We start from the raw sequence: 25959 nt of genomic DNA, 5'->3' as shown, positions 1-25959 counted from the left end.
TTAAAAATACTAAAATTATTAGTATTTTTTATTGTTTTTATGGACCCCATGGTCAAGCCACGGGGTAACACAGTGGATTTTACTGGTCCACGCAACAATACCTGCTCGCAACCACCTCCTAAATTAGTACACTACGACACTGTTAATAAACCATGTAATTTTTCCTGGATGTTAGTTAACTTACCTATATCATTTCCTCCGGCTTGAGCAAGGCTTGCTTGTCCACCTCCGCCGCTGCCACCTAAGAACAAAGAGAGTTCTTTTGCAATTATACCTGCTTTGTATTTGTCTGTTATAGCTTTACTCACTGCAACCGTAATAGATAATTTATCGTTATTACCCGTAATATATACTACTATTAAATCTTCTACTTTTTTCGTTAAATTTTCTGCAGCCTGACGCAATACTTTATTGTCTAAATTCTCTATATATCGATAAATTAACTTAACTCCTTTTATATCCTCAGCTTGCTTTTCAATCTGCTCTATACTTAAATCTAAACGGGCTAAATGGACTTTTTCAAGCTCTTTCTCAAGCTCTTTATTACGTTCTAAAATATTATTAACTTTAGTAATAAGTTCGTTTTTATTAGTCTTTAAACTGCTTTCTATCGATTTAAGTAAACTGTCCTTTTCTCTCATTAATTTAATTACGAATTCACCGCAAACTGCTTCAATTCTGCGAACTCCTGCCGCTATAGCACTTTCGCTTGTGATCTTAAAACAACCGATATCACCGGTACGTCTGACATGCGTACCGCCGCATAATTCTAAAGAAGTCTCACCCATCTTAACTACTCTTACCTCAGAGTCGTATTTCTCGCCAAACAGTGCCATAGCTCCTTGTTTGACTGCATCTTCAGTTGTCATTAATGTAGTATCTACTTCATGATTATCTCTAATAATCTCATTTACCTTATCTTCGATTAAAGTGATTTCTTCATTAGTCACAGCTTTAGAATGGCTAATATCAAAACGTAAATAAGTCGGAGCGACTAAAGAACCTTTTTGTGTAACATGTTTACCAAGCACCTCATGTAGTACTGCATGTAATATATGCGTGGCCGAGTGATGAATTCTTAAATTCTGTCTATATTTGATATCTATACTAAAATTAGCATTTTCGCCTATTTTAATCTGTCCCTTTTTCAAAATACATTTGTGGACTATAATAGAGCCTAAATATTTTAACGTATCTATTACTTCTATTTCAGAATCTTTTGAAAATATCATCCCAATATCACCCATTTGACCGCCGGACTCACCGTAAAAAGGTGTTTGGTTGCTGATTAGCAGAAATTGCGTATCTATTTCTTTTATATCATTAACTAAATTATTATCTTTAATTAATGCGATTATTTTACATTCTGCTTCATTAAGAGTATATCCTAAAAACTCAGTGCTGCCATGCTGCTCTTTAATATCAAACCATAGCTGATCGGTTTTGGACTCACCGGAGCCAAGCCAAGATTTTCTAGCACGTTCTTTTTGTGCAAGCATTTGCTCTTCAAATCTCTTATGATCAACGGAAATATCACGATTTTTTAGAATATCTTCGGTTAAATCAAGCGGAAATCCATAAGTATCATATAGTTTGAACGCTATTTCCCCCGACAACTCATTACCTTTTGTTAGCGTTTCTGTTTCTTCGGTAAGTAGCTTTAATCCACGTTCTAAAGTAGTTTTAAACCTAATTTCCTCTTGTTCTAAGATGCTGCTGATAAAGCTTTCTGCTCTCTTAAGTTCAGGATAAACATTCCCCATTAAATCAACAAGTTTTGGCAGTAATTTATACATAAGCGGCTCTTTGCTGCCTAACATATGAGCATGCCTCATGGCTCGCCTCATAATACGGCGAAGTACGTAACCACGCCCCTCATTTGAAGGGATAACACCGTCAGCTATTAAAAAGCTACTTGCTCGTAAGTGGTCAGCAATAACTCTATAAGAAAACTTAGCTTCTCCCTCTATTTTCACTTTTACTATATTTTCGGTAAAATTAATTATTTCCTGAAATAAATCTATGTCATAATTATTGTTAACATGCTGTAATACTGCCGTCATACGCTCAAGGCCCATACCGGTATCGATAGATTTTTGCGGTAACTCTATTCTAGTATCTTTATCGATTTGTTCATATTGCATAAATACCATATTCCAAATCTCGATAAATCTGTCACCGTCTTCGTCCTTAGTGCCAGGAAGCCCACCGTATATTTGTTCTCCGTGGTCATAAAAAATTTCAGAGCAAGGACCGCAAGGACCCGTATCGCCCATAGACCAAAAATTATCATTTGTTTTGATTCTTATTATGCGATCATCCCTAAATCCTGCTATTTTTTTCCAGTAAGAAGCTGCTTCTTCGTCGGTATGATAGACTGTTACATATAGCTTGTCTTTTGGGAGTTCAAATTCTTTAGTCAATAAATTCCAAGCGTAATATATGGCTTGTTCTTTAAAATAGTCACCGAATGAAAAATTACCTAGCATTTCAAAAAATGTATGATGTCTTGCTGTATAACCCACATTCTCAAGGTCGTTATGCTTGCCGCCGGCTCTAAGAGATTTCTGACTAGTTACCGCTTTGTTATAAGGTCTTTTTTCTTGTCCGGTAAAAACATTTTTAAATTGTACCATTCCGGAATTAACAAACATTAAGCTAGGATCATTGTGTGGAATTAACGAGCTAGCCGGTACATGTGTATGATTATTTGCTTTAAAGTAAGTTATAAATTTACTTCTAACTTCTTCGGTGGTAAATTTAGTCATGGTAAGATATATTATTTAAATATTATGTCATTTTCGCTAGGTGTTGCCCGTGTGGGTACCCACGCAGAAATGACGTCCAGTATAGTAAAATACACTGAATTATGATTAAAATAAATTTATTTATGAAAAATATTTTTGATTCGATCAAATTGCGTTTTGTTAATTTTGTTACAAAATTAAAAATATTTTCTTTCAAAAGAAAAAAGATCGCGGTGTTACTAGGTAATAAAGGTGTATTTCTTAGTATTTTTCTTGATAATAAATTATTAGATAAATTATTTATCCCTACTCAGGAACAGATAGACTTAAACCCTTATAAAAACTTTTTTAGTAAATTTCCAAAAAGCGATATTTATTTTTTACTTGACGGTAGTGAATGTAAGACACGGCACGATCAAATACCTATATTACAGTCAATAGTTAAAATTGATCCTATTGAACAATTTATCGAAGGTTATTTTAATAAAGAAGACATTATAGCACATTGTGTTTACGAAATTACTACTACACCAAGTGAAATTTGGTCGACTTTAATTATGTCGTGTCCATTTGAAACACCTTTAAGTGATATAATTTCATGTATTATAGATAAAAGATCGCTTGATTTAAAAGGAATTTACTTTTTAACGTTAGAGCTAAAAGTTATTATAAATAAAATAGTTCAGAATATAGAAAATGATAAATATAATGATTATTTCCAAATTTGTGTATATGTCTCACAAGCTAGCGGTATAAAATTTATTATCAAACATAAAAATAATATAATAACAATTAGAAATCTTGAGTATCCATTTGGTAAAACAACCGGCTATGTTCAAGGTATTATAGAACAAGAAATTAATGATTGCTTTATATTATTTAAAAACTATATAAGTAATCTTGACCAAAGAGCCTGTATAATTCTTATAGTAGATGAAGAGTTAAAATCTTTATTAGAATCAACAAATTTTGAAGATCGCCCTGTAATCTTTATACCGGTTGATAATATACTAAATAAGCAAACTCTAGAAAAAGAAAGATTTATAGATACGAATATTAGTAGGCTGTTTCTAGAATATAAGAGTTTTCCCGCTTATAATAATAATTTAAAATCAATAAAAAAACTAGTTACTATAAAGGATCTGACATTTAAGTTATATAGTGCATTACTTATAATATTAATATTAGTGGTCGGTATTATTAAATATAATACAAAACAGAATTACAAAGACATAAACTCTATTAATGAAAAATATTATGCAACAAATCAAGAATATGATAGTATCAAATATAAATATCCTTATATTAAAAATACTACTAGCCTAGCTGATTTATATGTAATAGAAAAATTACTAGAAGCACCGGTACCGCTACCGTTTGATTTACTTAACAGACTTATAATTGCTTTAAATCCGGCTTTTAAATTAGAAGAAATTAAATGGGAATTAACAAATATAGATAATATTTTGTTAGTTTCTAAGAGACAATTAATAATCAAATTAATACTTAAATATCATACTAATAATCTATCGGTAGATGAATCTCTAAAGATGTTAGATGATCATATGCAAAACGTAAAAAATAAATTATCTAATTTGCAGATAGATTATGTTATATATAAGGATAAAATACTTGATATATTCGGTAAGGTAGTAATTCCTTTATCGGTTAATATAGTTGACGATAAGACTTGATTAAACTAAAAACGTCATTGCGAGCGATCTTTGATCGCGTGGCAATCTCATGAAATAATAACAAGTTCCTGAGATTGCTTCGTCGAATTACTATGTAATTCTTCTCGCAATGACGAAAAACCAAAGCCTAATAACCCAAGGTAAAGATAATGTTTGAAAAATATATTATGTATTTAAAGAATCTTATATTCTTTCAATTTATTATATATTTCTTCTTTATTTCCTTAACTATTTGGATAATAAAAAATTTCCAGCAAGAATACAGTAAATCTATTCTTGATAAACAAGTTTCACAAGAAAATCTAACAGAGGAAGTTTTAAAGCTTTATTCTGTCATTAACTCTAAAGAAGAAATATTAGAATCTTACAAAAAATATGTAGATTTAAGCGTTCCAAGTAATGTGAGTTGCTTAAATTATCAAGAACTAATTCCTAAAATAAAAAGCTTAAGTAATAAATATGATTTAGTAGAACCTATAGACGTATCTATAAATTCAGTATTTTTTAAAAATAATGTTCAGGCGATTGAAGGAGGAGAAGGTGAATCGATTCATGTAAATAATTATAGCATAAATATAAAATATGCCTGTGCAGATTTTTTGACTTTTTTAAAAATATTCTCTGAAATTTATTCTTATATGCCTCCTAATACTCTTATATCTTTTGTACGAGTGCGTAATGAAGAAGTGTTAACGCCTAAGAATATATATAAACTTTCAGTGAATCATGCTTCTAATCTTATTTATGCTAAATTGATATTATATATCAGAGAATTAGCCTCAAAATAAATTACTAAAATGAATAATGCAATAGTACTTTATAACATAAATACTAATTTATTTAAAAAAGATATTGTTAATAATTTTGTCAATAATCTTACGAAATCTACTTGCTCTACTATTGCAAATATGCTTGCTATAGATTATACGCTAAGGCTTAATTCTAAACCAGAAGCTGAAAAATATATTAATAAATGTATTTTTAGACTCAAAAATTATTTAGGTATGCGGGTTATTAACGATGATAATTTTTCCGTAGCATTAGAGTTATTTGCAATAATGATTACTTCTGAAGACGAAAATGAGCAAAATAAGAATAATATTTTAGAGCAATCACAAGATATAATAGCAGAAAATCTTGTAGAAGTTTATTTTGGAGATGAAAAAATAAATAGTACCGAAAAAGAAAAAATTAAAAATATATTTAAAACTCTTTTAAAAGAGAAGAATTTTGACAAAATAATAAATTATGCGGAATCTCATAAAAAATTATTTAAGGCTTCTGTAATGTATGCAATGAAGAAATATAATAATATTGATGAAGCAACAATCTATATAAAGAAAGAATTTAATAAAATATTAGAAATGTCTTTAGCATTTACACAAAAAAGTAATATATTTAAACAAGCAACCGGAAAAATCGCTGGTGCTGTTTGTGCTTTATTAGTCGGAGCAATTAGTGTTGCGACTGCGGGAGCGGCTTTTTCTATCATAGTTGTACCGGCATCGATTTTTGCAGTCAGATATGCACCTGAACTTGGTGAAAAAATTGGAGGATTAATTTTAAATAATGATAATGCAATAAAACTAGAACAAAGCAATATAGATAAGTTTATGAAAACATTACAAAATGATAAAGAAAGTCTTCTATCTCAAGAAAAAACAAAAAACATCAAACAAAATATTAAAGTTTCTCCTTCTCAAATAAATGCTAAATTAACTAAGAAAGTGGTTAATGAAAAACATAGATAGGGTATACTTGCCCCACTTAAAAAATTGGCTACGTCGTCTTTGTAAGTCCTCGGATGCTGAATGTTTAATATACGCTCCGCTCCTCGGCTTACAGACTCCTTGCTCTTTTTAAATTTGATCTTCGTATAACTACTCTCTTATTTTGTTCGGATTATGTTTTTACTTGAGAATATAAAATATTCCTCTTATTATCTTTTTTAAAATCAATAAAATAACTTAATGAGAAAAGTAGTAATATCCGGCATGATCGGCAATGCTTTAGAATGGTATGATTATGCATTATATGCTCAATTTGCTTATATTATAGGGCAGCATTTTTTTCCGGATTCAGAAATACGAGAGACTTTAACTTTTGCGGTATTTGCTGCAGGCTTTATAGTACGACCGCTCGGCGGTATTATTTTCGGTAATATCGGTGATAGATTCGGCAGACGTACCGCTTTGGTAATGGGTATTATAACTATGGCAATACCGACTGCCGGGATAGGTCTCTTACCAGGCTATAAAACTATAGGTATTGCCGCTCCTATTATTTTAACTGTTATAAGACTCATACAAGGTTTTTCTTTAGGAGGGGAGTTTAGCGGTTGTATTTCGTATATTGTAGAACATGCTTCGTTCGAGCAGCGAGGACTTGCGGGGAGTAGCTCATTCGTTAGTATGTGTGGCGGTATGCTGCTTGGACTTGCTACAGCAGCCGGTTTTTCTTATTTTATGCCCGCCGATATGCTATTTGAATGGGGTTGGAGAATACCTTTTATTACCGGTTTATTTATTAGCTCTGTAGGTTTATATATTAGAAAAAACCTAGCAGAAAGTCCTATTTATAAAAAAGCTAAGGAAACAGGGCGTTTAGCACGTTTTCCTTTACGAGAAACATTAACAAAATACCCAAAAGAACTAATTATCGCACTTGGTCTTTATATTACCGTAACTGCTCCTTTTTATACTTCTACGGTTTTTATCGGTAATTTTATGCAAACGCTTGGTTATACTAGTCAGCAAAGCACAATTGTTAGTAGTATAATATTAATCGTAATGATGATAGTATTTCCTATATCTGCGTATGTTTCGGATAAAGTGGGGCGGCGTCCTGTACTAATATGGGGGATTATCTTGTTAATTTTATCAGTCTATCCTATTTTTCTAGCCTTAGGATCAATGAATTTTACTTTAGCCATAATATCTCAAGTAATATTTGCTGGAATTATCGCTATTTATATGGGACCTATCCCAACGGTTTTAGTAGAGATATTTCCAACTAGCATAAGATTTACCGGTGTTGCACTTTCATACAACCTTGCAGCTGCTATATTTGGCGGTACTGCTCCAATGTTAGCAATGATACTAACGAAAGTTACCGGAGACAATTATGCTATTGCATATTATTTAATTGCACTTGCTTTGTTATCTTCTATAATCCTAAAATTCTATAAAGAGACATATAAAAAGAATTTGGTCAGCTAATCATGAGTGAAATTTTTGAAGTACCGGATGGTGAAAGTAAGGTTTTACTACATTGTTGTTGTGCTCCGTGCGTTAGTCCTTTAATGGAGAAAATGATCGATACCGGTATTAAGTTTACGCTTTTTTTCTATAATCCTAATATTCATCCTAAAAAAGAATATGAGCTTCGTAAGAATGAAAATATTAAGTTTGCTGAGAAGCATAATATAGAATTTATCGACGCAGATTATGATCCGCAAAATTGGTTTAGGCGTGCTAAAGGGATGGAGTTTGAGCCTGAGAGAGGTAAACGCTGCACAATGTGTTTTGATATGCGTTTCGAGCGTACGGCTTTATATGCTTATGAAAACGGTTTTAAGGTTATAACTAGTTCGCTTGGTATTTCTAGATGGAAAGATATGAACCAAATTAATGAATCAGGAATTAGAGCCGCATCTCATTATGAGGGGATAACATATTGGACTTATAATTGGCGTAAAGACGGTGGTGCTAGTAGGATGTATGAAATCGCCAAAGAAGAGAATTTTTATAAACAAGAATTTTGCGGCTGTGTTTATTCTTTCCGTGATACTAACGATTGGCGGGTAGCTAATAACCGTCCTAAAATCGAGATCGGTAAGGAGTATTATTAAGAACTTTGTGTTATGCTATTTCGTCATTGCGAGCAGCCGTAGGCTGCGTGGCAATCTCGTCAAATATCCTGAGATTGCTTCGTCAATTACTACGTAATTTCCTCGCAATGACGAAAAAATATGAGCTATGCAACAACATTATTTTAAACTAACATTAAATATTAAAATTATGCAATATTCGGAACAAGATACTAATAAAAACGATACAAAAACAATTGCATCTACAGAGATAGAGGATAAGAAACCTACAAAACTTAGTTTCATAGAGCATTTACTCAGTATGGCTAAATGTGATGAATTAGATATTCAAAGAGCAAAAGGCAAAGCTAGAGAATTTGAGTTCTAATATATAACTTCTTATGAAAAAACTATCATTTCAGCAAATTATACTAGCCTTGCAAAATTACTGGCAGGATTACGGCTGTGCAATCTTGCAGCCTTACGATGCACATGTTGGAGCAGGTACGTTTCACCCTGCAACGGTACTTAGATGTCTTGGCTCAAAACCTTGGTCTGTTGCATATGTTCAGCCATCAAGAAGACCAGGCGATAGCAGATACGGCATGCACCCTAACAGAATGCAACATTACTATCAGTTTCAGGTTATCTTAAAGCCATCGCCGGATAATATTCAAGAGCTATATCTTAAAAGTTTAGAATGTTTAGGAATAGATTTAAAAAAACATGATATTCGTTTTGTCGAAGATGATTGGGAATCGCCAACCTTAGGTGCTGCAGGGCTTGGCTGGGAAGTATGGTGTAACGGTATGGAAGTATCCCAATTTACTTATATGCAGCAAATCGGCGGTATTGAATGTCGTCCCGTTGCCGGTGAAATCACTTATGGCTTAGAGAGACTTGCGTTATATATTCAAGGTGTCGATGAAGTAAAAGAACTTGATTGGAATGGGCAAATAGGAGAAAAAGCTTTAAAATACGGTGAAGTGGATTTTGAGGCTGAAAGACAATTTTCAAAATATAATTTAGAGCTTGCAAATAGTAAAATGTTACTGCGACATTTCAAAGATAGTGAAGAGGAATGCAAAAGACTGGTTGACGGAGATGTGCCGTTAGCTGCTTATGATGAATGCCTTAAGGCAAGTCATACATTTAATCAACTAAATGCACTTGGGGTAATTAGCGTTACTGAGCGTGCCTCTTATATTTTAAGAGTACGGCACTTAGCTAAAATTTGTTGTATGAAATGGTTGGAGTTAAGCGGTGAGTGAATTATTATTAGAGCTATTTAGTGAAGAAATACCTGCATTCATGCAAAAAAATGCTGAAGAGGGTTATTTAAACATATTCACGAAAATTTTTGAAGAAAACGAAATATTTGCAAAAGTACAAGCGTTTGCAGGACCTCGTAGGATAACATTGTATGCTACCCACTTACCGAAAGTAACTCTACCAAAAGAAACGGAAATTAAAGGACCGAGCATAGATGCTCCGGAAGCTGCAATTAATGGGTTTTGTAAAGCTCATAACGTTAGTAAATTAGAGCTTTCTACTAAATTAATTAATAATCAGCTATATTATTTCTTTGTCAAAAAGACAGAAGAAAGAGAGATAAAAGAAATTTTGCCGGAGATTATTATAGAGGCTATTAATAAATATAGCTGGGCAAAATCGATGTTTTGGGGTGATTACAAAATAAAATGGATTAGACCTCTGAGAAATATTTTATGTATATTTGATGGCGAAGTACTACCACTGCAATTTGGGCATTTAACGGCTAATAATATTGCGTACGGGCATCGCTATCGCTTAACTGATAATAAAAAATTAGAAGTAACAGATTTTGAGGATTACAAAAATAAGCTTTCAGAAAATCACGTTATTTTAGAAAGAACAAAGAGAGAAGAAATAATTAAAACAGGTTTATTGGAACTGGCAAATTCTCGTAATCTAAACATAAAAGAAGATAATCGTTTAATTGAAGAAGTAGCAGGGCTTAGTGAATTTCCTGTTGTGCTACTTGGAAAAATCCCACAAAAATTCTTAGAGCTACCTAAAGAAGTACTTATTTCTTCGATGCGTACACATCAGAAATATTTCTGTCTATTCGATAAAGAAGGAAATTTCGCACAATATTTTCTCTTTGTCAGTAATGGTAGATTTGCAAATGCCGAACTCGTTATTAAAGGTAATGAAAAAGTGCTATCTGCACGTCTTTCGGATGCTTTATATTTTTATAAACAAGATATAGCTAAAACTTTAGAATCAAGATTAGGTAAATTAGAAGCTGTAACGTTTCATGCAAAACTTGGTAATTTAAGAGAAAAAGTTGAGCGTGTAGCTAAAATTTGTAGTTATACAGCTCTAGACAATACAGATTTAATTACAGCAGCTAAACTTTGCAAAAGCGATCTTGTTTCTGAGATGGTTGGAGAATTTCCTGATTTGCAAGGTATTATGGGCTATTATTATGCAAAACATGAGGGATTAGGCGAAGAAGTAGCCGCTGCAATCAAAGATCATTATAAACCGCAAGGTTTGAGCGATAATGTACCAGGTGGAAATGCAGCACTGCTTGCTTTAGCCGATAAGGTGGATAGTTTAGTCGGTCTAATGATAGCGGGTGAAGCCCCAACAGGTTCAGGCGATCCATATGCCTTAAGACGTCAAGCTCTTGGCATAATAAGAATAATACTTGAAAATAAATTAGAGCTAAATTTAAATGATTTAATTATTTTTTCCTTAAAGTTATATGGAAATTCAGCAGATAAAGATTTAATAACATCTTTCTTTGAAGAAAGAGCAAAATTTTACTTTAAAAATGACTATGATATTGCATTAATTAATGCAGCTCTTGACTTAAATTTAGTAGATACAAAATTTAAGCTTGATTCGTTAAAAGAATTTTTAGTAGAAGACGCAGGCAAGCAATTATTAAATGCTTACAAACGAGCAAGTAATATAATTGATGGTCAGAAAATTACCGGTTTAGTTGATGCGAGCCTCTTTAGTACACAACCTGAGAAAGAATTATTTGAAGTGATGCAAAAAATTTCTCCACAGGTTACAAGTAGTATATCAGATAAAGATTACAACAAAGCTTTAAATTTATTATCGTTTCTATTAACTCCAATTACTAGCTTTTTTGATAATGTACTAGTTAATGATCCTGATCCAAAAATCGCAGAAAATCGCTTATCGTTATTACATAATATTTGCGAGTTATTTGATAAAGTAGCTAAGTTTTGTCGTCTGTAGACTCGTTATCCTCGTATGGCATTGATGTGTGAATCACTTCTACCTCTGTCATCCCGTGATTTATTCACGGGATCCAGTTAAAATATCAATATTATTGATATTTTTAGTTGTTTTTCTGGATACCGTGGAGGGGCCACGGTATGACACTGAATTAGTAAAAACCAAAATAACTAAATTAATGTTCAGTAAAGCAGTTCAATTTATAAAATCCGGCAAGGTAGTTGTTTTTCCAACCGAAACAGTTTATGGAATTGGAGCAGATGCTACAAATAATGAGGCGTGTTTAAAGATTTTTCAGTTTAAAAATCGTCCTGCTATTAATCCGCTTATTGTGCATGTATCATCCATAGAGCAAGCAAAAGAAATAGGCGAGTTTAATGATTTAGCTACAAAAATAGCAGAAAAATTTTGGCCTGGACCATTATCTATAGTTGTCTCTTTAAAAGAGAATGCAAATATTGCTCCTAGTGTAACGGCAGGGCTTAATACAATAGCGATTCGGATACCGTCTTATCCGCTAGCATTAGAACTTATCAGACAATCAGGTGTACCTATAGCCGCCCCAAGTGCTAACCCTTCAAACTATATTAGTCCGACTAACGCCGAGCATGTTACAAAACATTTTAAGGATAATCAGGAAATTTTTATTTTAGCACCTGAAATTTATCAATCTGAATATGGTTTAGAGTCAACGATAATCGATACAACAACCGCTACTCCTACTATACTAAGAGAGGGCTTTATAACTGCTGAAATTTTAGAAGAAGTACTTGGGGTAAAAGTTTTTAAAGTAACAAATGACGTTGTAAAAGCTCCTGGAATGCTTGCAAAGCACTATTCTCCTAATGTGCCGGTTAGATTAAATGCTACAAATTTAGAGGATAGAGAAATTGGATTAAATTTTGGCAATAGTAATCTTACGGGAAAATTTTCATTAAACTTAAGCCTTAAAGGTGAACTTATAGAAGCTGCTGCAAATCTTTACGCTTATTTAAGAATACTTGATGATTATGCTGCCTCTCATGATGTAAGAGGTATAGCAGTTGCTCCTATACCTCGAGTGAATATAGGGGCTGCAATTAATGATCGCCTGAAACGTGCTGCAAAATTATAAATCTCGGTATTCTATTCGCCTTAATAGCTTTTTGATGATATTTGGTAATTACATAATTATCATGCGGCTTTAAATAATTATTTTTATTCATAATTTTAAAATTACTGTTCTGCTCTATTAACTCTATTGCTTCATAAAAATAATTTTCGATATCGGAAGCAAATACTAAATTACCGTTATCTTTTAGTTTATCCTGTAAAATCTTAAGCCGTTCTTTATTGAAAATACGTTTCTTTTTTTGCTTATTTTTTATCCATGGATCAGGAAATAAAATATAAATTCCATCTAAACTATTATTTGGTAAATCGTTTAATATAAAATCTAAATTGTTAGGAAATAATAAAAAATTTGTGATATTCTGCTCACTCGCAAGCTTTAAAACATTTGCAACGCCGTTTAAATATACCTCTACCCCGATAAAAAGTGCATCAGGATTCATTTTGGCTTGGTTAATGAAATGCTCGCCCATACCAAAACCTATTTCTAAAAAGATTTTACGTTTTTCATCAATAAGCTTTTCTTTGGAAAATAAATATTTCGGTAGTTCGTTATCTAATAAATTTTGTTGCAGCCCTGATAAGCTTTTACCGATTCGCCTTGCATATGAACGATTGAGATTAATAGGAGAAAATAATATTACTCTACTGTGACCTTGTAGATCCTTATAAACGCTTTCAATATTATAACCATTACTTAAGAAAATTTGGGTTACCGCTTCTTCTTGTTTAAAGCCTATTTCTAATACAATCTTACCGTTTGGTTTTAAGAATTTTTTTGCATTTTCGGCAATTATGCGGTAAGCCTGCAAGCCATCTTCTTCAGCAAATAATGCAATATACGGCTCGTGGTTTAGTGTCTCAAGTGCCATTTCTGGTTTTTCGTCTGTAGAGATATATGGCGGGTTGCTAACTATAACATCAAATTTTTGCTTTCCTAGATTTTCAAACCAATTACTGTGAATAATCTGAATTCGATCCGTTACGTGATATTTTAGAGCATTATTTCTAGCAACTTCTATAGCATCAAGACTGATATCAGTAGCTACTACCCTAGCGTTTGGTAGTTCACATAATAGGCTGATAGCAATGCAACCGCTACCTGTACCGAGTTCGAGGATTTTTGTGTATTCGTCATTGCGAGAAGACGCCATAGGCGTAGACGAAGCAATCTTAGACAAAATTCCTGAGATTGCCACGCTCCTTTTAGTCGCTCGCAATGAAGATTTATGTACACATACATCAACCAAAACCTCCGTATCCGCACGGGGGATTAACACATGTTTATTAACAATAAATTCACGTGAGTAAAATTCTTTAATGCCTATAATATACGCTATCGGTTCATGCTTTAATCTTCTCTCTAACAGTTTTTCAAAAGCTTCTATCTCAACTTCATTTAACTGCTCATCAAGATTAATAAGCAAATATTCGATAGGTTTATTTATAACATACCGTAGTAAGATTCGTGCTTCTAATTGCGACGAACTGATACCTATTTTATTTAATTTATCTGATGCTTTACTCAAGACTTGTTTTATAGAATATTGCACGGAACAGGTCCAACTCCTATAACTTCTAATATTGCTTTATATATTGTTTGCATAATGATGGGGCTGCAAGTAGTTAGAGGACCTAAAATTAACCGTTTATTATTATACTACGTATTTGGTCTATTAAAAGATCTGAATCTCTTTCTAATTTATTATGAGCTTTAATACGAATTCGTAAAGGAAAAGCATCATCTATTAAATTAGTTGTTAAAAGGATGATTAAAGTAGACGGGTGATTTGCATCTAATAATACTTGATCTTGAATAAACAATACAGGTCTTGTTTTACCAAGCTCACTACCAACTCTAGGATTTAAATCGGCAAGCCAAATTTCTCCGAGATTAATTTTTAGGGTCATGCTCTATATTAGAAAATTCAGAATTTATTTTCATGCTTTCTTTTCTTGTACGCATACTAATTGCAAATAATTTTTCTTTCCTTTCTTGCTCATATAGGCTTTTATTCATAGTTTCAATAGATCTTCTAATATACTGACTACGTGAAATATGAAGTTTTTTAGCCCTTTTAGCTACTTCCTCGGCTAAATCATCGGGTAATCTTACAGTAAGTGCAGACATAACTCTTAAGTATTACAATTATAAACACATGATGTAATTATAGTTGTAATACAATTTATGTCAAGTTCTCATTTTCTACCTAGATTTTTCATCTCTAAAATATCTTCTATACTATCCAAAGAAGCTTGTTTCTTAAGTTCAATGAATTTGTGCAATGCATCGGTGGCTATAATCTCTTCCATATCCCTTGGCAACTCACAAGAAAATTTCATAATTTCATTACTAGTCGGATGAGTAAAGCTTAAATACCAAGAATGCAGGGCTTGGCGTTTAAAATCAATTAATTTTGCTTTTAGTTCAGGCAGGGAATGAGCAATTTTTCGGTCATTATTACCATAAGTTTGGTCGCCTACTACCGAATGCTTTAAATGGCTTAGCTGCACTCTAATTTGGTGAGTTCTGCCCGTACTAAGTTTGCACTCCACCATACTAATAGTACCCTTGTGAAACAATTCTAGAGTTTTATAATGTGTCACGGCTTCTTTACCGCCATATTTTAATATGGTCATTTTTTGGCGGTCTACTCTACTGCGACCGATATTATTCTTAATGACTCCTTCTAGCGGATTAATTACTCCCCAAACTAACGCTTTATATTTCCGTATTACCTGCCTTTGTTCTATCTGATTTGCAAGTAGCATATGTGCTTTATTATTTTTAGCAACCACCATCAAACCTGTAGTGTCTTTATCTAAACGATGCACTATCCCGGGTCTTTCTGCTGAACCTATATCCGATAGATTCTTCGTATGATAAAGTAATGCATTAACAAGCGTATCATCATGATGTCCTGCCCCTGGGTGTACCGTCATACCTGCGGCTTTGTTAATTACTATTAAATCATCATCTTCGTAAATTATATCAAGTGCTATATTTGCTGCTGCAATTTTTAGCTCTTCAGGTTCTTTAAAAGAAAATAATATAACATCATTCTCCTTGACCAAAACATCAGGATCAGAAATAATTACATCATTAACTAGTACTTGCGAATTCTTAATAGCTTTTTGGATTTGGTTTCTAGAAACAGGGTAATTCAGAAAACTTGATACAAGCGAATTTTGCAGGTCTCGCCTGTACTCACGTGTTAATATACGCTCCGCAGGCTCGCCTTGAAATTCATCTTGTCTGAAATTTTCTGAATTACCCTGTACATTCTTAAAAAGATGTAATAAAGCTTTATCGAGCCTTATATTATTTAGTTCGCTTGGTACATTATATGTTAACATATTTTATTTTAAGATAATGAATAATACGCTTAAATGGTTAAGTGCAATCGGGGTTGAATATTACTGCCTAGAACACCCGCCGAAATTAAAGGTATGTAATAATACTGAACTAACTGAAAAGCCACAAGTAAAACTTATGTCTACAAAAGAAACTGCATTCAATATGAATGATAAAGTTCATGATAATATAACCCTAGCAAGATCTCTTGCCGATAAAGCTAATAATATCGAAGAACTAAAAGAATCTCTACTAAATTTTAATGGTTGTGAACTTAAGAAATTTGCTACTAATACGGTTTTCGGTGATGGTAATTTGGAAGCTAAAATTATGTTAATAGGCGAAGCTCCCGGAAGTACTGAGGATTTGAAAGGAATACCTTTTTGCGGCGAAAGCGGCAATTTACTTGATAATATGCTGTACGCTATCGGAATTTCACGGAAAAATAACGCTTATATTACTAATACGGTATTTTGGCGTCCTCCCGCTAATAGACAGCCAACACTCGAAGAAGTCGATATTTGTAGACCGTTTGTCGAGAAACATATTGCTCTTATTAACCCGAAGCTAATTATTCTAGTCGGTAGCACGGCTGCAACTAGCTTACTTGGAAAAAATTCGGGTATTACTAAAATTAGACAAGAATATTATTTTTATACCAATAAATATCTATCCGCTCCTATCCAAACTACGGCAATTTTCCATCCTGCTTATTTACTTCGCCAACCTATGCAAAAACGTACCTCTTGGTATGATTTACTAAAGATTAAGGAGTATTTGGTGAATACGGGTTTGCTCATTAGCTAAAAAATTTAAGCTTAAATCTTCTTGAAATAACATATAATGTTATGCTAATATCAATTATTGCTATTCTAAAGGTAATATTATGAATGTTTCTTTAACTCCTGAACTTGAAAAATATGTAAATAGACAGGTAGAAAGCGGCTTTTACCATTCTTCAAGTGAAGTTATAAGAGCAGCATTACGTTTAATGGTCAAATCTGAAAATATTTCTCAAAATGCTCAGTTTGAAAATTATAAAACATGGCTTAATCACGAAATACAGATTGGTTTAGACCAAGCTGCTGAAGGTAAATTAATTCCAGGAGAAAAAGCGTTACAAGATATTCGTGATTTTCGTAAAGCTTATTTAAAAAACAATGGTTAAAAATTTTAACTAGCCAAGCTAAACAAGATATCAAAGATATTTGGCTTTATATAACAAATGATAGTATTAGAGCAGCTGATAACGTACTAGAATGCTTGGAACAAGCTTTTTATAAATTAGCTAATAATCCTAACATGGGAAGTAAACGTGAAGATTTAACAAATAAACCCTTACGCTTTTGGATTGTATATAATTATTATATTATTTATGATCCTAATACCAGCCCTTTACAAATTTTACGTATTATAAGTTCGTATCGCAATATAGAAAATTTTTAAATCCTCATAAATAATAATTCATTTCTAATTTTCTGAAATTAAGGTTATATTGATATATAACAACAAAGGGTATATCCATATGACCAATGAAAATAGTAATGATTCAGAATTTGCCGAATTAAAAATCAGAGGAAAAATATTTAAATTACCTATACTTAAAGCAAGTATTGGTGAGGATGTAATCGATATAAGCAGGGTATCTTCGGAAGCCGATTGTTTTACTTATGACCCGGGCTTTATGTCTACTGCTTCTTGTCAGTCTACTATCACTTATATAGACGGTGATAAAGGAATCTTGCGACATCGAGGATATGACATTAAAGATTTAGCCGAGAAAAGTGATTTTTTAGAAGTGGCATATTTGCTAATCTACGGAGAATTGCCAAGCATCGAGCAGTATAATAATTTCACTAAACAGGTTGCTCATCATTCATTAGTGAATGAAAGATTACACTATTTATTTCAAACATTTTGTAGCTCTTCTCATCCTATGGCTATTATGCTTGCGGCCGTTGGTTCTCTTTCGGCATTTTATCCTGATTTACTGAATTTTAAAGAAGCAGACTACGAACTTACCGCTATTAGAATGATTGCTAAGATACCAACTATCGCCGCAATGTCCTATAAATATTCTATAGGACAACCGTTTATTTATCCTGATAATTCGTTAGATTTTACTGAAAATTTTCTGCATATGATGTTTGCAACGCCTTGTACAAAATATAAAGTAAATCCAATAATAAAAAATGCTCTTAATAAAATATTTATTCTGCATGCTGACCATGAGCAGAACGCTTCTACTTCAACAGTCCGAATTGCCGGCTCATCCGGGGCTAACCCTTTTGCTTGCGTAAGTACAGGGATTGCCTCACTTTGGGGGCCTGCCCACGGCGGGGCTAATGAAGCGGTAATAAATATGCTTAAAGAAATCGGTAGTTCTGAGAATATTCCTAAATATATAGCTAAAGCTAAGGATAAAAATGATCCGTTTAGGTTAATGGGTTTCGGTCATCGTGTTTATAAAAACTATGACCCACGTGCCGCAGTACTTAAAGAAACTTGCAAAGAAGTATTAAAGGAACTCGGACAGCTAGAAAACAATCCGCTTTTGCAAATAGCAATAGAACTTGAAGCTATCGCTCTTAAAGATGAATATTTTATTGAGAGAAAATTATATCCAAATGTTGATTTTTATTCAGGTATTATCTATAAAGCTATGGGTATACCGTCGCAAATGTTTACGGTACTTTTTGCAATAGCAAGAACCGTAGGCTGGATGGCACAGTGGAAAGAAATGCACGAAGACCCTGAACAAAAAATCAGCAGACCTAGACAGCTTTACACCGGTTATGTACATAGAGAGTATAAGGGTATCGGGGAGAGGTAGAGTATACTCGCTGAATTTGAAAAATTGGCTGCGTCGTCTTTGTAAGACCTCGGATGCTCACGTATTAAGTATACGCTCCGCTCCTCGGCTTACAGACTCCTTGCTCTTTTCCAAATTGAGCTTCGTATACCAACTCTTCATTTACTCGAGGTATATATCATTTCTACGCAACAATGCCATGCGGGAATGACATAAAAAAATTAAGGCAAGTATGAATTTTATTGATGAAGTTAAAATATGTATAAAAGGTGGAAACGGCGGCAATGGTTGTGTTAGTTTCCATCGTGAGAAATTTATTGACAGAGGCGGACCGGACGGCGGTGACGGTGGACGTGGCGGTAGTGTTATTTTTAGGAGTAATCACCATCTTAATACGCTAGTAAATTATCGATATAAACAGCATTTTACCGCAGAAAACGGTGAAAACGGTAAAGGTTCAAATAGAAGCGGTAAATCAGGAAAATCGTTAGCTCTTGATGTTCCCATCGGTACTCAAATCTTTTCCGAGGACGGCAATATATTATTGCATGACTTCACTGAGGATGACCAAAGCTTTGAAATAATTAAAGGAGGAAGCGGCGGTCTCGGTAACAGCCATTTCAAAACGTCGGTTAATCAGGCTCCAAGAAAGCGTACGGAAGGGGAAATTGCCGAAGAAATGTGGATTCATTTAAGCTTAAAATTGCTCTCTGATGTTGGGCTTGTTGGTCTTCCAAATGCCGGTAAATCTACTTTTTTATCTGTTGTAACGGCAGCCAAGCCTAAAATTGCCGATTATCCCTTTACTACTTTAGTGCCGAATCTTGGAGTGGTATATGTTGATGACGAAGAGTTTGTCATAGCCGATATTCCAGGCTTGATCGAGGGAGCTCATCAAGGTCACGGACTTGGCGATAAATTCTTAAAGCATATAGAAAGATGTAATGTATTAATACATTTAATAGACGGCTCTAGTAATGATGTAATGGCAGATTATAATACAGTACGTCTTGAGCTTGAGTCATATTCCGATTATCTAAAAAATAAAATCGAAATCATATGTCTTAATAAATGTGATGTTCTTACCGATGAGGAAATACAAGAAAAAATAAATGAGTTGCAGAAAGCTACTAATAAAGAAGTTTTTCCTATCTCTACCTACACTAATCTAGGGGTAAATAAAATAGTTAAACTAGCTTTAAAGACTATAAAAAATCAGGAGTAATATATTGCCGGAGCTAAGAAAGACGGGCATTGCTCACCGCGTGGACCGGTTTTCCGTCATTGCGAGGAAAATTACGGAGTAATTGACGAAGCAATCCAGTAAAAAATTCTGATTTACAGAATTTTTTTAATCTTTTTCTGGATTGCCACGTCGCTTCGCTCCTCGCAATGACGATTAGGGGTCCACGCAATATATCCACTCGCAATGACAATTAATAAACCTTAAATCAAAGTAATACGTTGCTCTTCTGCCTCTAGATATTTCTCTAGCTCTTCCTTAGTATATTTCTTTTCTTTAAGCTTTATTTCGTTATTAAATATATATTGTACAGCTTTATCTTCTAAGGCAGGACCTTTAAGTCCTTCAATTGCTCTAGGATTATTTTTATAAAAATCAAATATCATATTTTCCTGCCCAGGAAAATTACGTGCTTGTTGCATAATAACTTTTCTTAAATCATCGGGCTCTAATTGCAAATTTTTAGATTTTGCGTATTCAGCAAGTAATAAGCCTATTCGCACACGGCGTAGGGCTAATTTATTATAATATTCTGTTATTTCTTTAGGGGATTTATCTTTTAATAATGATTCATCTTGGTCATTTTTATCGGTCTCGGACTTTAGAATATTTTTTTCTTGCTCTAATAAAGATTCCGGTACGTCAAAATCTAACAATTTTTCTAACTTATCAAATAAGTTCATTTTCATTATAGTATTAATAGCTTCTTCCGATTCGTTTTCTATTTGTTTAGCAAAATGTGTACGCAATTCTTCAAGGCTATTACTTTGGAATTTTTTAGCAAACTCCTCATCAATAACAGTAGGTTCTGCAGTATGTACTGATTTAATTTGTACTGCAAAACGAGCATCTTTACCTGCTAAATCTTTAGCATGGTAATTTTCAGGAAAAGTAACATTAACATCTACTTCACTACCTGTTTTAGAACCTATTAATTGTTTCTCAAAACCTGGAATAAGTGCATTACTACCTATTACTACCTTAAAATCATTTAATTTACCGCCTTCAAAAGCTTCATCCTTGATGTACCCGATTGCATCAATAGTAACCTGAACTCCGTCTTTTATTTTTGCTTTGCTTTCTTTAGTATAGCTTTTTGTTAATGCGGCAAGTTTTTCTAGTTGTTCTTCAACATCTTTAGAGTTTACTTCTAATTTTGGACGATCTAGTGAGATTTTCTTTAAATCCGGAATAGTAATTTTAGGTAATAGCTCTATTTTTACGGTAAATTCTAAAGCTTTATCGGGTTCGTTTTGCAATTCTTCAATTTTGGGTCTACCGATTATATTTAGATTATGTTCTTTAATAACGTGATTTACTGAATGGTTAATTCTTCTTTCTATTATATCATTCCTGACGGAAGTACCGTATTTTTTCTTAACAATTGAAACAGGTACTTTACCGGCTCTAAAACCTGCTATTTTAACTTTTTTGGTTAAATCAAGTAATTCTTTTTGAATATCGTCATCTATCTCACTTAAAGGAGTAGAGATTCTTGCATGAAAATCCAATCCTTCGTTTTTTAATACGGTAATTCCCATTTTAATAATCCATTAATTCTGTACTATAGTTTGCTAATCAAAATAAACTAATGAGCCGAAATATGCAATAGTTTTTATAAAATCCCATTAGGATTAGGAATTGCTAAAGGTGAGTTTCGCAAAACTCACCTTTGCTGGCATATAGTCGTATATTTTCGCAATCACTAACTATGTAGACTTAGCATTTAACAGCAATTGAGCAATTTCCATAGCAGTAAGCTCTTGCTTCTTATTATGTTCAAGGGCTTTAATAACTTTGGCTGTATTAAATGTGTTATCGGTATTATTAATATAACAATATTTAGCCCTATTTCTCTTTTTTATTATCTTAATGTTCGGTTCTATTATTTGTATAGCGGTCAATAGTTTATTCAATTCATTTCTATAAATCATGATAATAATTTTTCTCTTTCTTACTTTGCTTTTAGCATTAAGTAATCGTTTATCATTGCTTGCTTCCTCTTTTCTCTTTGCTTCTTGAGGATAAGTATCAACTAGCCAAGTTGCTATTTTAGAAGCAGTAAACTCTTTGCCGGCATGAGTTTTAAGGAGTTTAATAATTGCAGTTTTGCGGTTAAAAAAAGACATATTCGGTAATTATATTAAGTTAAAATTCATTTTATTTTTTAGATATTGCTAAATAAATATGGATATTGTCATGAGCTAAGCAATTAAAAGCATGATTGCATGGATATTATATCATTCCCGCCTATGCGGGAAGGTCTTGTTGTGTGGATCGGTAAAACCTACTGTGTTACCTAGTTCGCTTGACGACGGGGTCCATAAAAATAATAAAAAATACTAATATTATTAGTATTTTTAACTGGATCCCGTGGTCAAGCCACGGGATGATAGAGGTGAAATTGATCCACGCAACAATGCCATGTGGGAATGACATAAAACGAACCATGCAACAAAGTTGCAAATTCCTCACAATGACGTGAAGTTATGCAATAAGATTCAAGCGTATTTCTTCGTTTAGTTCTTTTGTAGAAGATAATTCTATATCAAGTTCGGCAAATATATGCACTAAGGCTATAGATAAATCATTGATCATTTTATCGGTATGGGCAGGGGTTGGGATGATTCGGAGGCGTTCCGTACCTCTCGGTACGGTTGGAAAATTGATATGTTGAACGTAAATACCATATTTATTAAGGAGCATATTTGAGGCACTAGCTGCTTTAATCGGATCACCAATAATTATTGGCACTATATGACTTTCATTTTTCAAATAAGGTATATTAAAATTTTCAAAAGAATTTTTAAGTTTTGTAACTACTTCTTGATGTTTTATTCGTTCTTCATTCGATTCTTTAAGATGTCTAATACTATGCGTTGCAGCGGTAGAAATTACCGGCGGTAATGAAGTAGTGAAAATAAATCCTGGAGCGGTTAGCCTTATAGCATCGACTAAATTATGGTTGCTAGTGATATAACCGCCGATAGTGCCATATGCTTTGGCAAGTGTACCTTGAATAATATCGATTTGATCGCTACAATTAAGAAGCTCGGCAATACCGCCTCCATGTTTACCGTATAAACCGACCGTATGAACTTCATCGATAAAGGTTAAAGCATTATATTTTTTGGCTAAGTTGATTATATCTTTGATAGGTGAGAAAAAACCGTCCATAGAGTAAGCCGATTCAAAAACAATAATTTTCGGTCTATTAATATCGACTGATTGTAAAAGCTCTTCTAGATGCTTAACGTCTAAATGTCTATATATATATTTCTCGGCTCTTGAACTTGTAACTCCTGCAATTATTGAAGCATGATTTAGCTCATCAGAGAAAAATACTATATCTGGCATGATTTTAGCAAGACTTGCAAGCGTTGTATCATTTGCAACAAAACCGGATGTAAAAACTAAAGCTGCTTGCTTTTTGTGTAAATCTGCAAGTTCTTTTTCAAGCTCAAGAATGGCAATATTATTACCGCCGATATTGCGAGTTCCGCCTGATCCAACACCGTATTTTAGCAAGGCATCTATAGAAGCTTGCATTACTTTTGCATGTTTACTCATACCCAAATAGTCATTAATGCACCACATAACTATTTGTTTATTAGCGTGTTCTGCAAAAGGAAAATTATCGGCTTGTCTTTTTAAGGCTTTAAATTCTCGATATCTTCCTTCGCTCTTAATTTTGTCTATATGTTTGCTAAATATAGTATCGTAATAAGACATTAGAACTATTATTTGTTTGAAGTTTTTTATGTGAATTGTATACCCGTCATTGCGAGCAGTCGTAGTACTTGCGTGGCAATCTCGTCAAATATCCTGAGATTGCTTCGTCGAATTACTATGTAATTCTCCTTGCAATGACGATATCTAAGCAACCATTCTACATTAAAATTTAAAAAGTTTAAAGTTATAATATAGCTTTTTGTACAATATCGTTTAATCTCTTTGAAAATGCACCGGTATCAGCAACCGGTTCGCCCTCTAAAATACAGGCTTGATCAAATATTAGATTAACCAATTCTTCATTATTTTTATTATTTGCTTTTAAGTCGTTAAAGATTTTCTCTATGATTTTATTTTTAGGATTTAGCTCTAAATTTTTGGCAGATGCAGCAGCTATTTGTTTCTGCTCAATCAAAAATCTCTCCATACGAATATCCATAGCAGCGTCGCTAACGGCAAGACAAGCAGGGCTTGAGGTTAGTTTTTTAGAGATCTTAACTTCTTTTACTAACTCCCCAAGTGTTTCTTTAAAATAATCGGTTAGCAATTTATATTCGTCATCGGATTTTTTACTATCTGCATTTTTCTCCTCAGATTGTGAAGTAGTTTGCTCTACATCGATATCGCTTCTTGTTGCTGATTTAATAGCATGTCCTTTATATTCGCTATTAACATTTACCCAAAAATCATCCACTGTATCGGTAAAAAGTAATACATCGATATTTTTACTAAGTAGTCCTTCGATTTGTGGGCTTGAAAGTAATTTATCGGGATTATCCCCGCTTAAATAATATATAGTATTCTGCCCCTCTTTAAATCCTGCTATATATTCGTCAAGGCTAATCATTTTATTATGCAAGGCACTTCTGAATATACATACCTCTAATAATTTTTCATGATCGGTTGTAGCCTCACATAAACCCTCTTTTAAAGCACCACCGAAATTAGCCCAAAACTTATTATATTCCTCAGGTGACTCCTCTTTCTTTTTCTTAAGCTCGCCAAGCACTCTTTTTGTAATAGCATTCTTGATTTTCTCAAGTACACTATTATGTTGCAATGACTCACGGCTAATATTCAGCGGTAAGTCTTCTGAATCAACCACACCTCGTAAAAACCTTAAATATGACGGAATTAAATCAATATTCTCATCAGAAATAAATACTCTTTTTATATATAATTTTACACGCCTTTTGCGATCAGGATGGAATAAATCGAATGTTTTGCTCGATGGAATGAAAAGCAAGTTAGTAAATTCTATAGCTCCCTCATTTTTATTATGCAGAGTAATCCACGGATCATCTATGGCATAAGATAAGCTTTTATAGAATTCTTTATATTGTTCTTCCGTAATTTCTGATTTCGATCTTGTCCATAATGCAGAAGCTGAATTAAGCTGGATTTCATTATTACCGGCTTCATCAAAGAAATATATCGGTACTGCTATATGATCGGAATAGCTTTTAACGATGTGTTTTAATCTAAAATGATCAAGGAATGTATCTTCTTCCTTTTTGATATGTAAAACGATTTCCGTACCTCTTGTGAACTCTTTATCTGACTCTGAGACAATATATTCACCAAGCCCGTCCGATTCCCAAACATGGACTTTATCTTCCCCGGCTTTTCTTGAAGTTACAGTCACTTTATCAGCTACCATAAAGCTTGAATAAAATCCAACACCAAACTGACCGATTAACATATTGTCTTTTTTAGAATCACCGGAAAGGCTTTTAAGAAAATTTGCCGTACCTGATCTTGCAATAGTACCGAGATTCTCAATTAAATCGTCTTTATTCATGCCGATACCGTTATCACGGATGATGATTTGCCCTTTATCTTTATCGACTTTAACCGTAATTTTAAAATTGCTATCGCCTGATGTTAATTCACTATTACTTTGAGATAAATAACGTAATTTATCACAAGCATCCGAAGCATTGGAAATTAACTCTCTCATAAAAATTTCTTTATTACTATAAAGAGAGTGAATCATTAAATTTAAAATCTTGCCAACCTCGGCATCAAATTTCTTTTTTTCTTGTGTCATAATTATTCCAGTTAATGAATTATTTTTTAGTCATATAACTGCTGATGTCATTCCCGTGTGGATCAGTTTCACCTCTGTCATACCGTGGCTTGTCCACGGTATCCAGGAAAATAATAAAAAATACTAATAGATTTAGTATTTTTAACTGGA

The 25959-nt window shown here is 33.2% G+C and carries 23 protein-coding genes and 2 pseudogenes; 14 read left to right on the top strand and 11 right to left on the bottom strand.

Translation table 11 applies throughout. The features are described 5' to 3' along the window. Positions 1 to 131: 131 nt before the first annotated feature. Positions 132 to 2768, bottom strand: a complete 2637-nt coding sequence (alaS, locus tag RF_RS07150; protein WP_011271653.1) for an alanine--tRNA ligase — start codon at positions 2766 to 2768, stop codon at positions 132 to 134. A 101-nt stretch (positions 2769 to 2869) separates the two neighbouring features. Between alaS and RF_RS07145 the strand changes: the two genes are divergently transcribed. The 9 genes from RF_RS07145 to RF_RS07105 all read left to right on the top strand — a co-directional run bounded on the left by RF_RS07145 (position 2870) and on the right by RF_RS07105 (position 12621). Then, positions 2870 to 4441, top strand: coding sequence for a hypothetical protein (locus RF_RS07145; protein WP_011271652.1), 1572 nt, complete (start codon positions 2870 to 2872; stop codon positions 4439 to 4441). A 149-nt stretch (positions 4442 to 4590) separates the two neighbouring features. After that, entirely contained in the window at positions 4591 to 5229 is a 639-nt protein-coding gene (locus tag RF_RS07140) for a hypothetical protein (protein ID WP_011271651.1), read from the top strand. A 9-nt stretch (positions 5230 to 5238) separates the two neighbouring features. Beyond that, positions 5239 to 6192, top strand: coding sequence for an RP853 family protein (locus RF_RS07135; RefSeq protein WP_011271650.1), 954 nt, complete (start codon positions 5239 to 5241; stop codon positions 6190 to 6192). 219 nt (positions 6193 to 6411) lie between these two features. Beyond that, on the top strand, positions 6412 to 7659 hold the full coding sequence (locus RF_RS07130; RefSeq protein ID WP_011271649.1) for a metabolite/H+ symporter: 1248 nt from the start codon (positions 6412 to 6414) through the stop codon (positions 7657 to 7659). Positions 7660 to 7661: 2 nt separating this feature from the next. Continuing rightward, the gene (locus RF_RS07125) at positions 7662 to 8291 is read left to right on the top strand and encodes an epoxyqueuosine reductase QueH (RefSeq protein ID WP_011271648.1); all 630 of its coding nucleotides are present in this window, start codon (positions 7662 to 7664) and stop codon (positions 8289 to 8291) included. A 127-nt stretch (positions 8292 to 8418) separates the two neighbouring features. Next, positions 8419 to 8637: a hypothetical protein gene (locus RF_RS10705; protein ID WP_039595229.1), complete on the top strand. Its 219-nt coding sequence runs from the start codon at positions 8419 to 8421 to the stop codon at positions 8635 to 8637. 13 nt (positions 8638 to 8650) lie between these two features. Then, positions 8651 to 9520: a glycine--tRNA ligase subunit alpha gene (locus RF_RS07115; protein ID WP_011271647.1), complete on the top strand. Its 870-nt coding sequence runs from the start codon at positions 8651 to 8653 to the stop codon at positions 9518 to 9520. After that, positions 9513 to 11507 carry a glycine--tRNA ligase subunit beta gene (glyS, locus tag RF_RS07110; RefSeq protein WP_011271646.1) on the top strand — a complete coding sequence of 665 codons (1995 nt, stop codon included), beginning with the start codon at positions 9513 to 9515 and terminating at the stop codon, positions 11505 to 11507. Before RF_RS07115 ends, glyS begins: the two co-directional genes overlap by 8 nt. A 178-nt stretch (positions 11508 to 11685) precedes the next feature. Beyond that, positions 11686 to 12621, top strand: coding sequence for an L-threonylcarbamoyladenylate synthase (locus RF_RS07105; RefSeq protein WP_039595562.1), 936 nt, complete (start codon positions 11686 to 11688; stop codon positions 12619 to 12621). Here RF_RS07105 and trmB read toward each other — a convergent pair. The 4 genes from trmB to RF_RS07085 form a co-directional block, all read right to left on the bottom strand. Further along, positions 12587 to 14170 (bottom strand): bifunctional peptide chain release factor N(5)-glutamine methyltransferase PrmC/tRNA (guanosine(46)-N7)-methyltransferase TrmB, encoded by a 1584-nt coding sequence (trmB, locus tag RF_RS07100; protein ID WP_011271644.1) that lies wholly within the window; start codon positions 14168 to 14170, stop codon positions 12587 to 12589. The genes RF_RS07105 and trmB overlap by 35 nt on opposite strands. A gap of 88 nt (positions 14171 to 14258) precedes the next feature. Continuing rightward, the gene (locus RF_RS07095; RefSeq protein WP_011271643.1) at positions 14259 to 14528 is read right to left on the bottom strand and encodes a type II toxin-antitoxin system PemK/MazF family toxin; all 270 of its coding nucleotides are present in this window, start codon (positions 14526 to 14528) and stop codon (positions 14259 to 14261) included. After that, positions 14512 to 14748, bottom strand: a complete 237-nt coding sequence (locus RF_RS07090; RefSeq protein ID WP_011271642.1) for a ribbon-helix-helix domain-containing protein — start codon at positions 14746 to 14748, stop codon at positions 14512 to 14514. Before RF_RS07090 ends, RF_RS07095 begins: the two co-directional genes overlap by 17 nt. A 68-nt stretch (positions 14749 to 14816) precedes the next feature. After that, the gene (locus tag RF_RS07085) at positions 14817 to 15974 is read right to left on the bottom strand and encodes an RluA family pseudouridine synthase (protein WP_011271641.1); all 1158 of its coding nucleotides are present in this window, start codon (positions 15972 to 15974) and stop codon (positions 14817 to 14819) included. Positions 15975 to 15990: 16 nt separating this feature from the next. Here RF_RS07085 and RF_RS07080 point away from each other — a divergent pair, with 16 nt between their 5' ends. From RF_RS07080 to RF_RS07065, 4 genes are all read left to right on the top strand, one after another. Beyond that, a complete protein-coding gene (locus RF_RS07080) occupies positions 15991 to 16779 on the top strand; it encodes a uracil-DNA glycosylase (RefSeq protein ID WP_011271640.1) in 789 nt (262 codons plus the stop codon). Between the two features lie 79 nt (positions 16780 to 16858). Continuing rightward, positions 16859 to 17140 (top strand): type II toxin-antitoxin system ParD family antitoxin, encoded by a 282-nt coding sequence (locus tag RF_RS09430; RefSeq protein ID WP_011271639.1) that lies wholly within the window; start codon positions 16859 to 16861, stop codon positions 17138 to 17140. 2 nt (positions 17141 to 17142) lie between these two features. Continuing rightward, positions 17143 to 17418, top strand: coding sequence for a type II toxin-antitoxin system RelE/ParE family toxin (locus tag RF_RS07070; RefSeq protein ID WP_318248861.1), 276 nt, complete (start codon positions 17143 to 17145; stop codon positions 17416 to 17418). Positions 17419 to 17497: 79 nt separating this feature from the next. Next, the gene (locus tag RF_RS07065; RefSeq protein ID WP_011271638.1) at positions 17498 to 18805 is read left to right on the top strand and encodes a citrate synthase; all 1308 of its coding nucleotides are present in this window, start codon (positions 17498 to 17500) and stop codon (positions 18803 to 18805) included. A gap of 14 nt (positions 18806 to 18819) precedes the next feature. Here RF_RS07065 and RF_RS11740 read toward each other — a convergent pair. Then, positions 18820 to 18919: pseudogene (locus RF_RS11740) on the bottom strand (palindromic element RPE5 domain-containing protein); the annotation flags it as partial. Positions 18920 to 19016: 97 nt separating this feature from the next. Between RF_RS11740 and obgE the strand changes: the two are divergent. Beyond that, entirely contained in the window at positions 19017 to 20009 is a 993-nt protein-coding gene (gene obgE, locus RF_RS07060; RefSeq protein WP_011271637.1) for a GTPase ObgE, read from the top strand. A 43-nt stretch (positions 20010 to 20052) separates the two neighbouring features. Here obgE and RF_RS11735 read toward each other — a convergent pair. From RF_RS11735 to htpG, 5 genes and pseudogenes are all read right to left on the bottom strand, one after another. Then, a pseudogene (locus RF_RS11735) lies at positions 20053 to 20200 on the bottom strand (lytic transglycosylase domain-containing protein); the annotation flags it as partial. Between the two features lie 30 nt (positions 20201 to 20230). Beyond that, positions 20231 to 21568, bottom strand: a complete 1338-nt coding sequence (gene tig, locus RF_RS07055) for a trigger factor (protein ID WP_011271636.1) — start codon at positions 21566 to 21568, stop codon at positions 20231 to 20233. 168 nt (positions 21569 to 21736) lie between these two features. After that, a complete protein-coding gene (locus tag RF_RS11730) occupies positions 21737 to 22156 on the bottom strand; it encodes a hypothetical protein (RefSeq protein WP_011271635.1) in 420 nt (139 codons plus the stop codon). 358 nt (positions 22157 to 22514) lie between these two features. Continuing rightward, positions 22515 to 23759 (bottom strand): 5-aminolevulinate synthase, encoded by a 1245-nt coding sequence (hemA, locus tag RF_RS07045; RefSeq protein ID WP_011271634.1) that lies wholly within the window; start codon positions 23757 to 23759, stop codon positions 22515 to 22517. A gap of 184 nt (positions 23760 to 23943) precedes the next feature. Then, entirely contained in the window at positions 23944 to 25809 is a 1866-nt protein-coding gene (gene htpG / locus RF_RS07040) for a molecular chaperone HtpG (protein WP_011271633.1), read from the bottom strand. Positions 25810 to 25959 lie beyond the last annotated feature (150 nt).

The organism is Rickettsia felis URRWXCal2 (assembly GCA_000012145.1).
Lineage (GTDB): Bacteria > Pseudomonadota > Alphaproteobacteria > Rickettsiales > Rickettsiaceae > Rickettsia > Rickettsia felis.
Note: the sequence above shows the minus strand (reverse complement) of the source record. Positions and strands in the feature narration are given on the sequence as shown.

Excerpts from the sequence above, each read along its gene's own strand:
- alaS (WP_011271653.1), bottom strand. The coding sequence starts at position 2,768 with ATGACTAAATTTACCACCGAAGAAGTTAGAAGTAAATTTATAACTTAC.
- RF_RS07145 (WP_011271652.1), top strand. The coding sequence starts at position 2,870 with ATGATTAAAATAAATTTATTTATGAAAAATATTTTTGATTCGATCAAA.
- RF_RS07140 (WP_011271651.1), top strand. The coding sequence starts at position 4,591 with ATGTTTGAAAAATATATTATGTATTTAAAGAATCTTATATTCTTTCAA.
- RF_RS07135 (WP_011271650.1), top strand. The coding sequence starts at position 5,239 with ATGAATAATGCAATAGTACTTTATAACATAAATACTAATTTATTTAAA.
- RF_RS07130 (WP_011271649.1), top strand. The coding sequence starts at position 6,412 with ATGAGAAAAGTAGTAATATCCGGCATGATCGGCAATGCTTTAGAATGG.
- RF_RS07125 (WP_011271648.1), top strand. The coding sequence starts at position 7,662 with ATGAGTGAAATTTTTGAAGTACCGGATGGTGAAAGTAAGGTTTTACTA.
- RF_RS10705 (WP_039595229.1), top strand. The coding sequence starts at position 8,419 with ATGCAACAACATTATTTTAAACTAACATTAAATATTAAAATTATGCAA.
- RF_RS07115 (WP_011271647.1), top strand. The coding sequence starts at position 8,651 with ATGAAAAAACTATCATTTCAGCAAATTATACTAGCCTTGCAAAATTAC.
- RF_RS07105 (WP_039595562.1), top strand. The coding sequence starts at position 11,686 with ATGTTCAGTAAAGCAGTTCAATTTATAAAATCCGGCAAGGTAGTTGTT.
- RF_RS07095 (WP_011271643.1), bottom strand. The coding sequence starts at position 14,528 with ATGACCCTAAAAATTAATCTCGGAGAAATTTGGCTTGCCGATTTAAAT.
- RF_RS07090 (WP_011271642.1), bottom strand. The coding sequence starts at position 14,748 with ATGTCTGCACTTACTGTAAGATTACCCGATGATTTAGCCGAGGAAGTA.
- RF_RS07085 (WP_011271641.1), bottom strand. The coding sequence starts at position 15,974 with ATGTTAACATATAATGTACCAAGCGAACTAAATAATATAAGGCTCGAT.
- RF_RS07080 (WP_011271640.1), top strand. The coding sequence starts at position 15,991 with ATGAATAATACGCTTAAATGGTTAAGTGCAATCGGGGTTGAATATTAC.
- RF_RS09430 (WP_011271639.1), top strand. The coding sequence starts at position 16,859 with ATGAATGTTTCTTTAACTCCTGAACTTGAAAAATATGTAAATAGACAG.
- RF_RS07065 (WP_011271638.1), top strand. The coding sequence starts at position 17,498 with ATGACCAATGAAAATAGTAATGATTCAGAATTTGCCGAATTAAAAATC.
- obgE (WP_011271637.1), top strand. The coding sequence starts at position 19,017 with ATGAATTTTATTGATGAAGTTAAAATATGTATAAAAGGTGGAAACGGC.
- tig (WP_011271636.1), bottom strand. The coding sequence starts at position 21,568 with ATGGGAATTACCGTATTAAAAAACGAAGGATTGGATTTTCATGCAAGA.
- RF_RS11730 (WP_011271635.1), bottom strand. The coding sequence starts at position 22,156 with ATGTCTTTTTTTAACCGCAAAACTGCAATTATTAAACTCCTTAAAACT.
- hemA (WP_011271634.1), bottom strand. The coding sequence starts at position 23,759 with ATGTCTTATTACGATACTATATTTAGCAAACATATAGACAAAATTAAG.
- htpG (WP_011271633.1), bottom strand. The coding sequence starts at position 25,809 with ATGACACAAGAAAAAAAGAAATTTGATGCCGAGGTTGGCAAGATTTTA.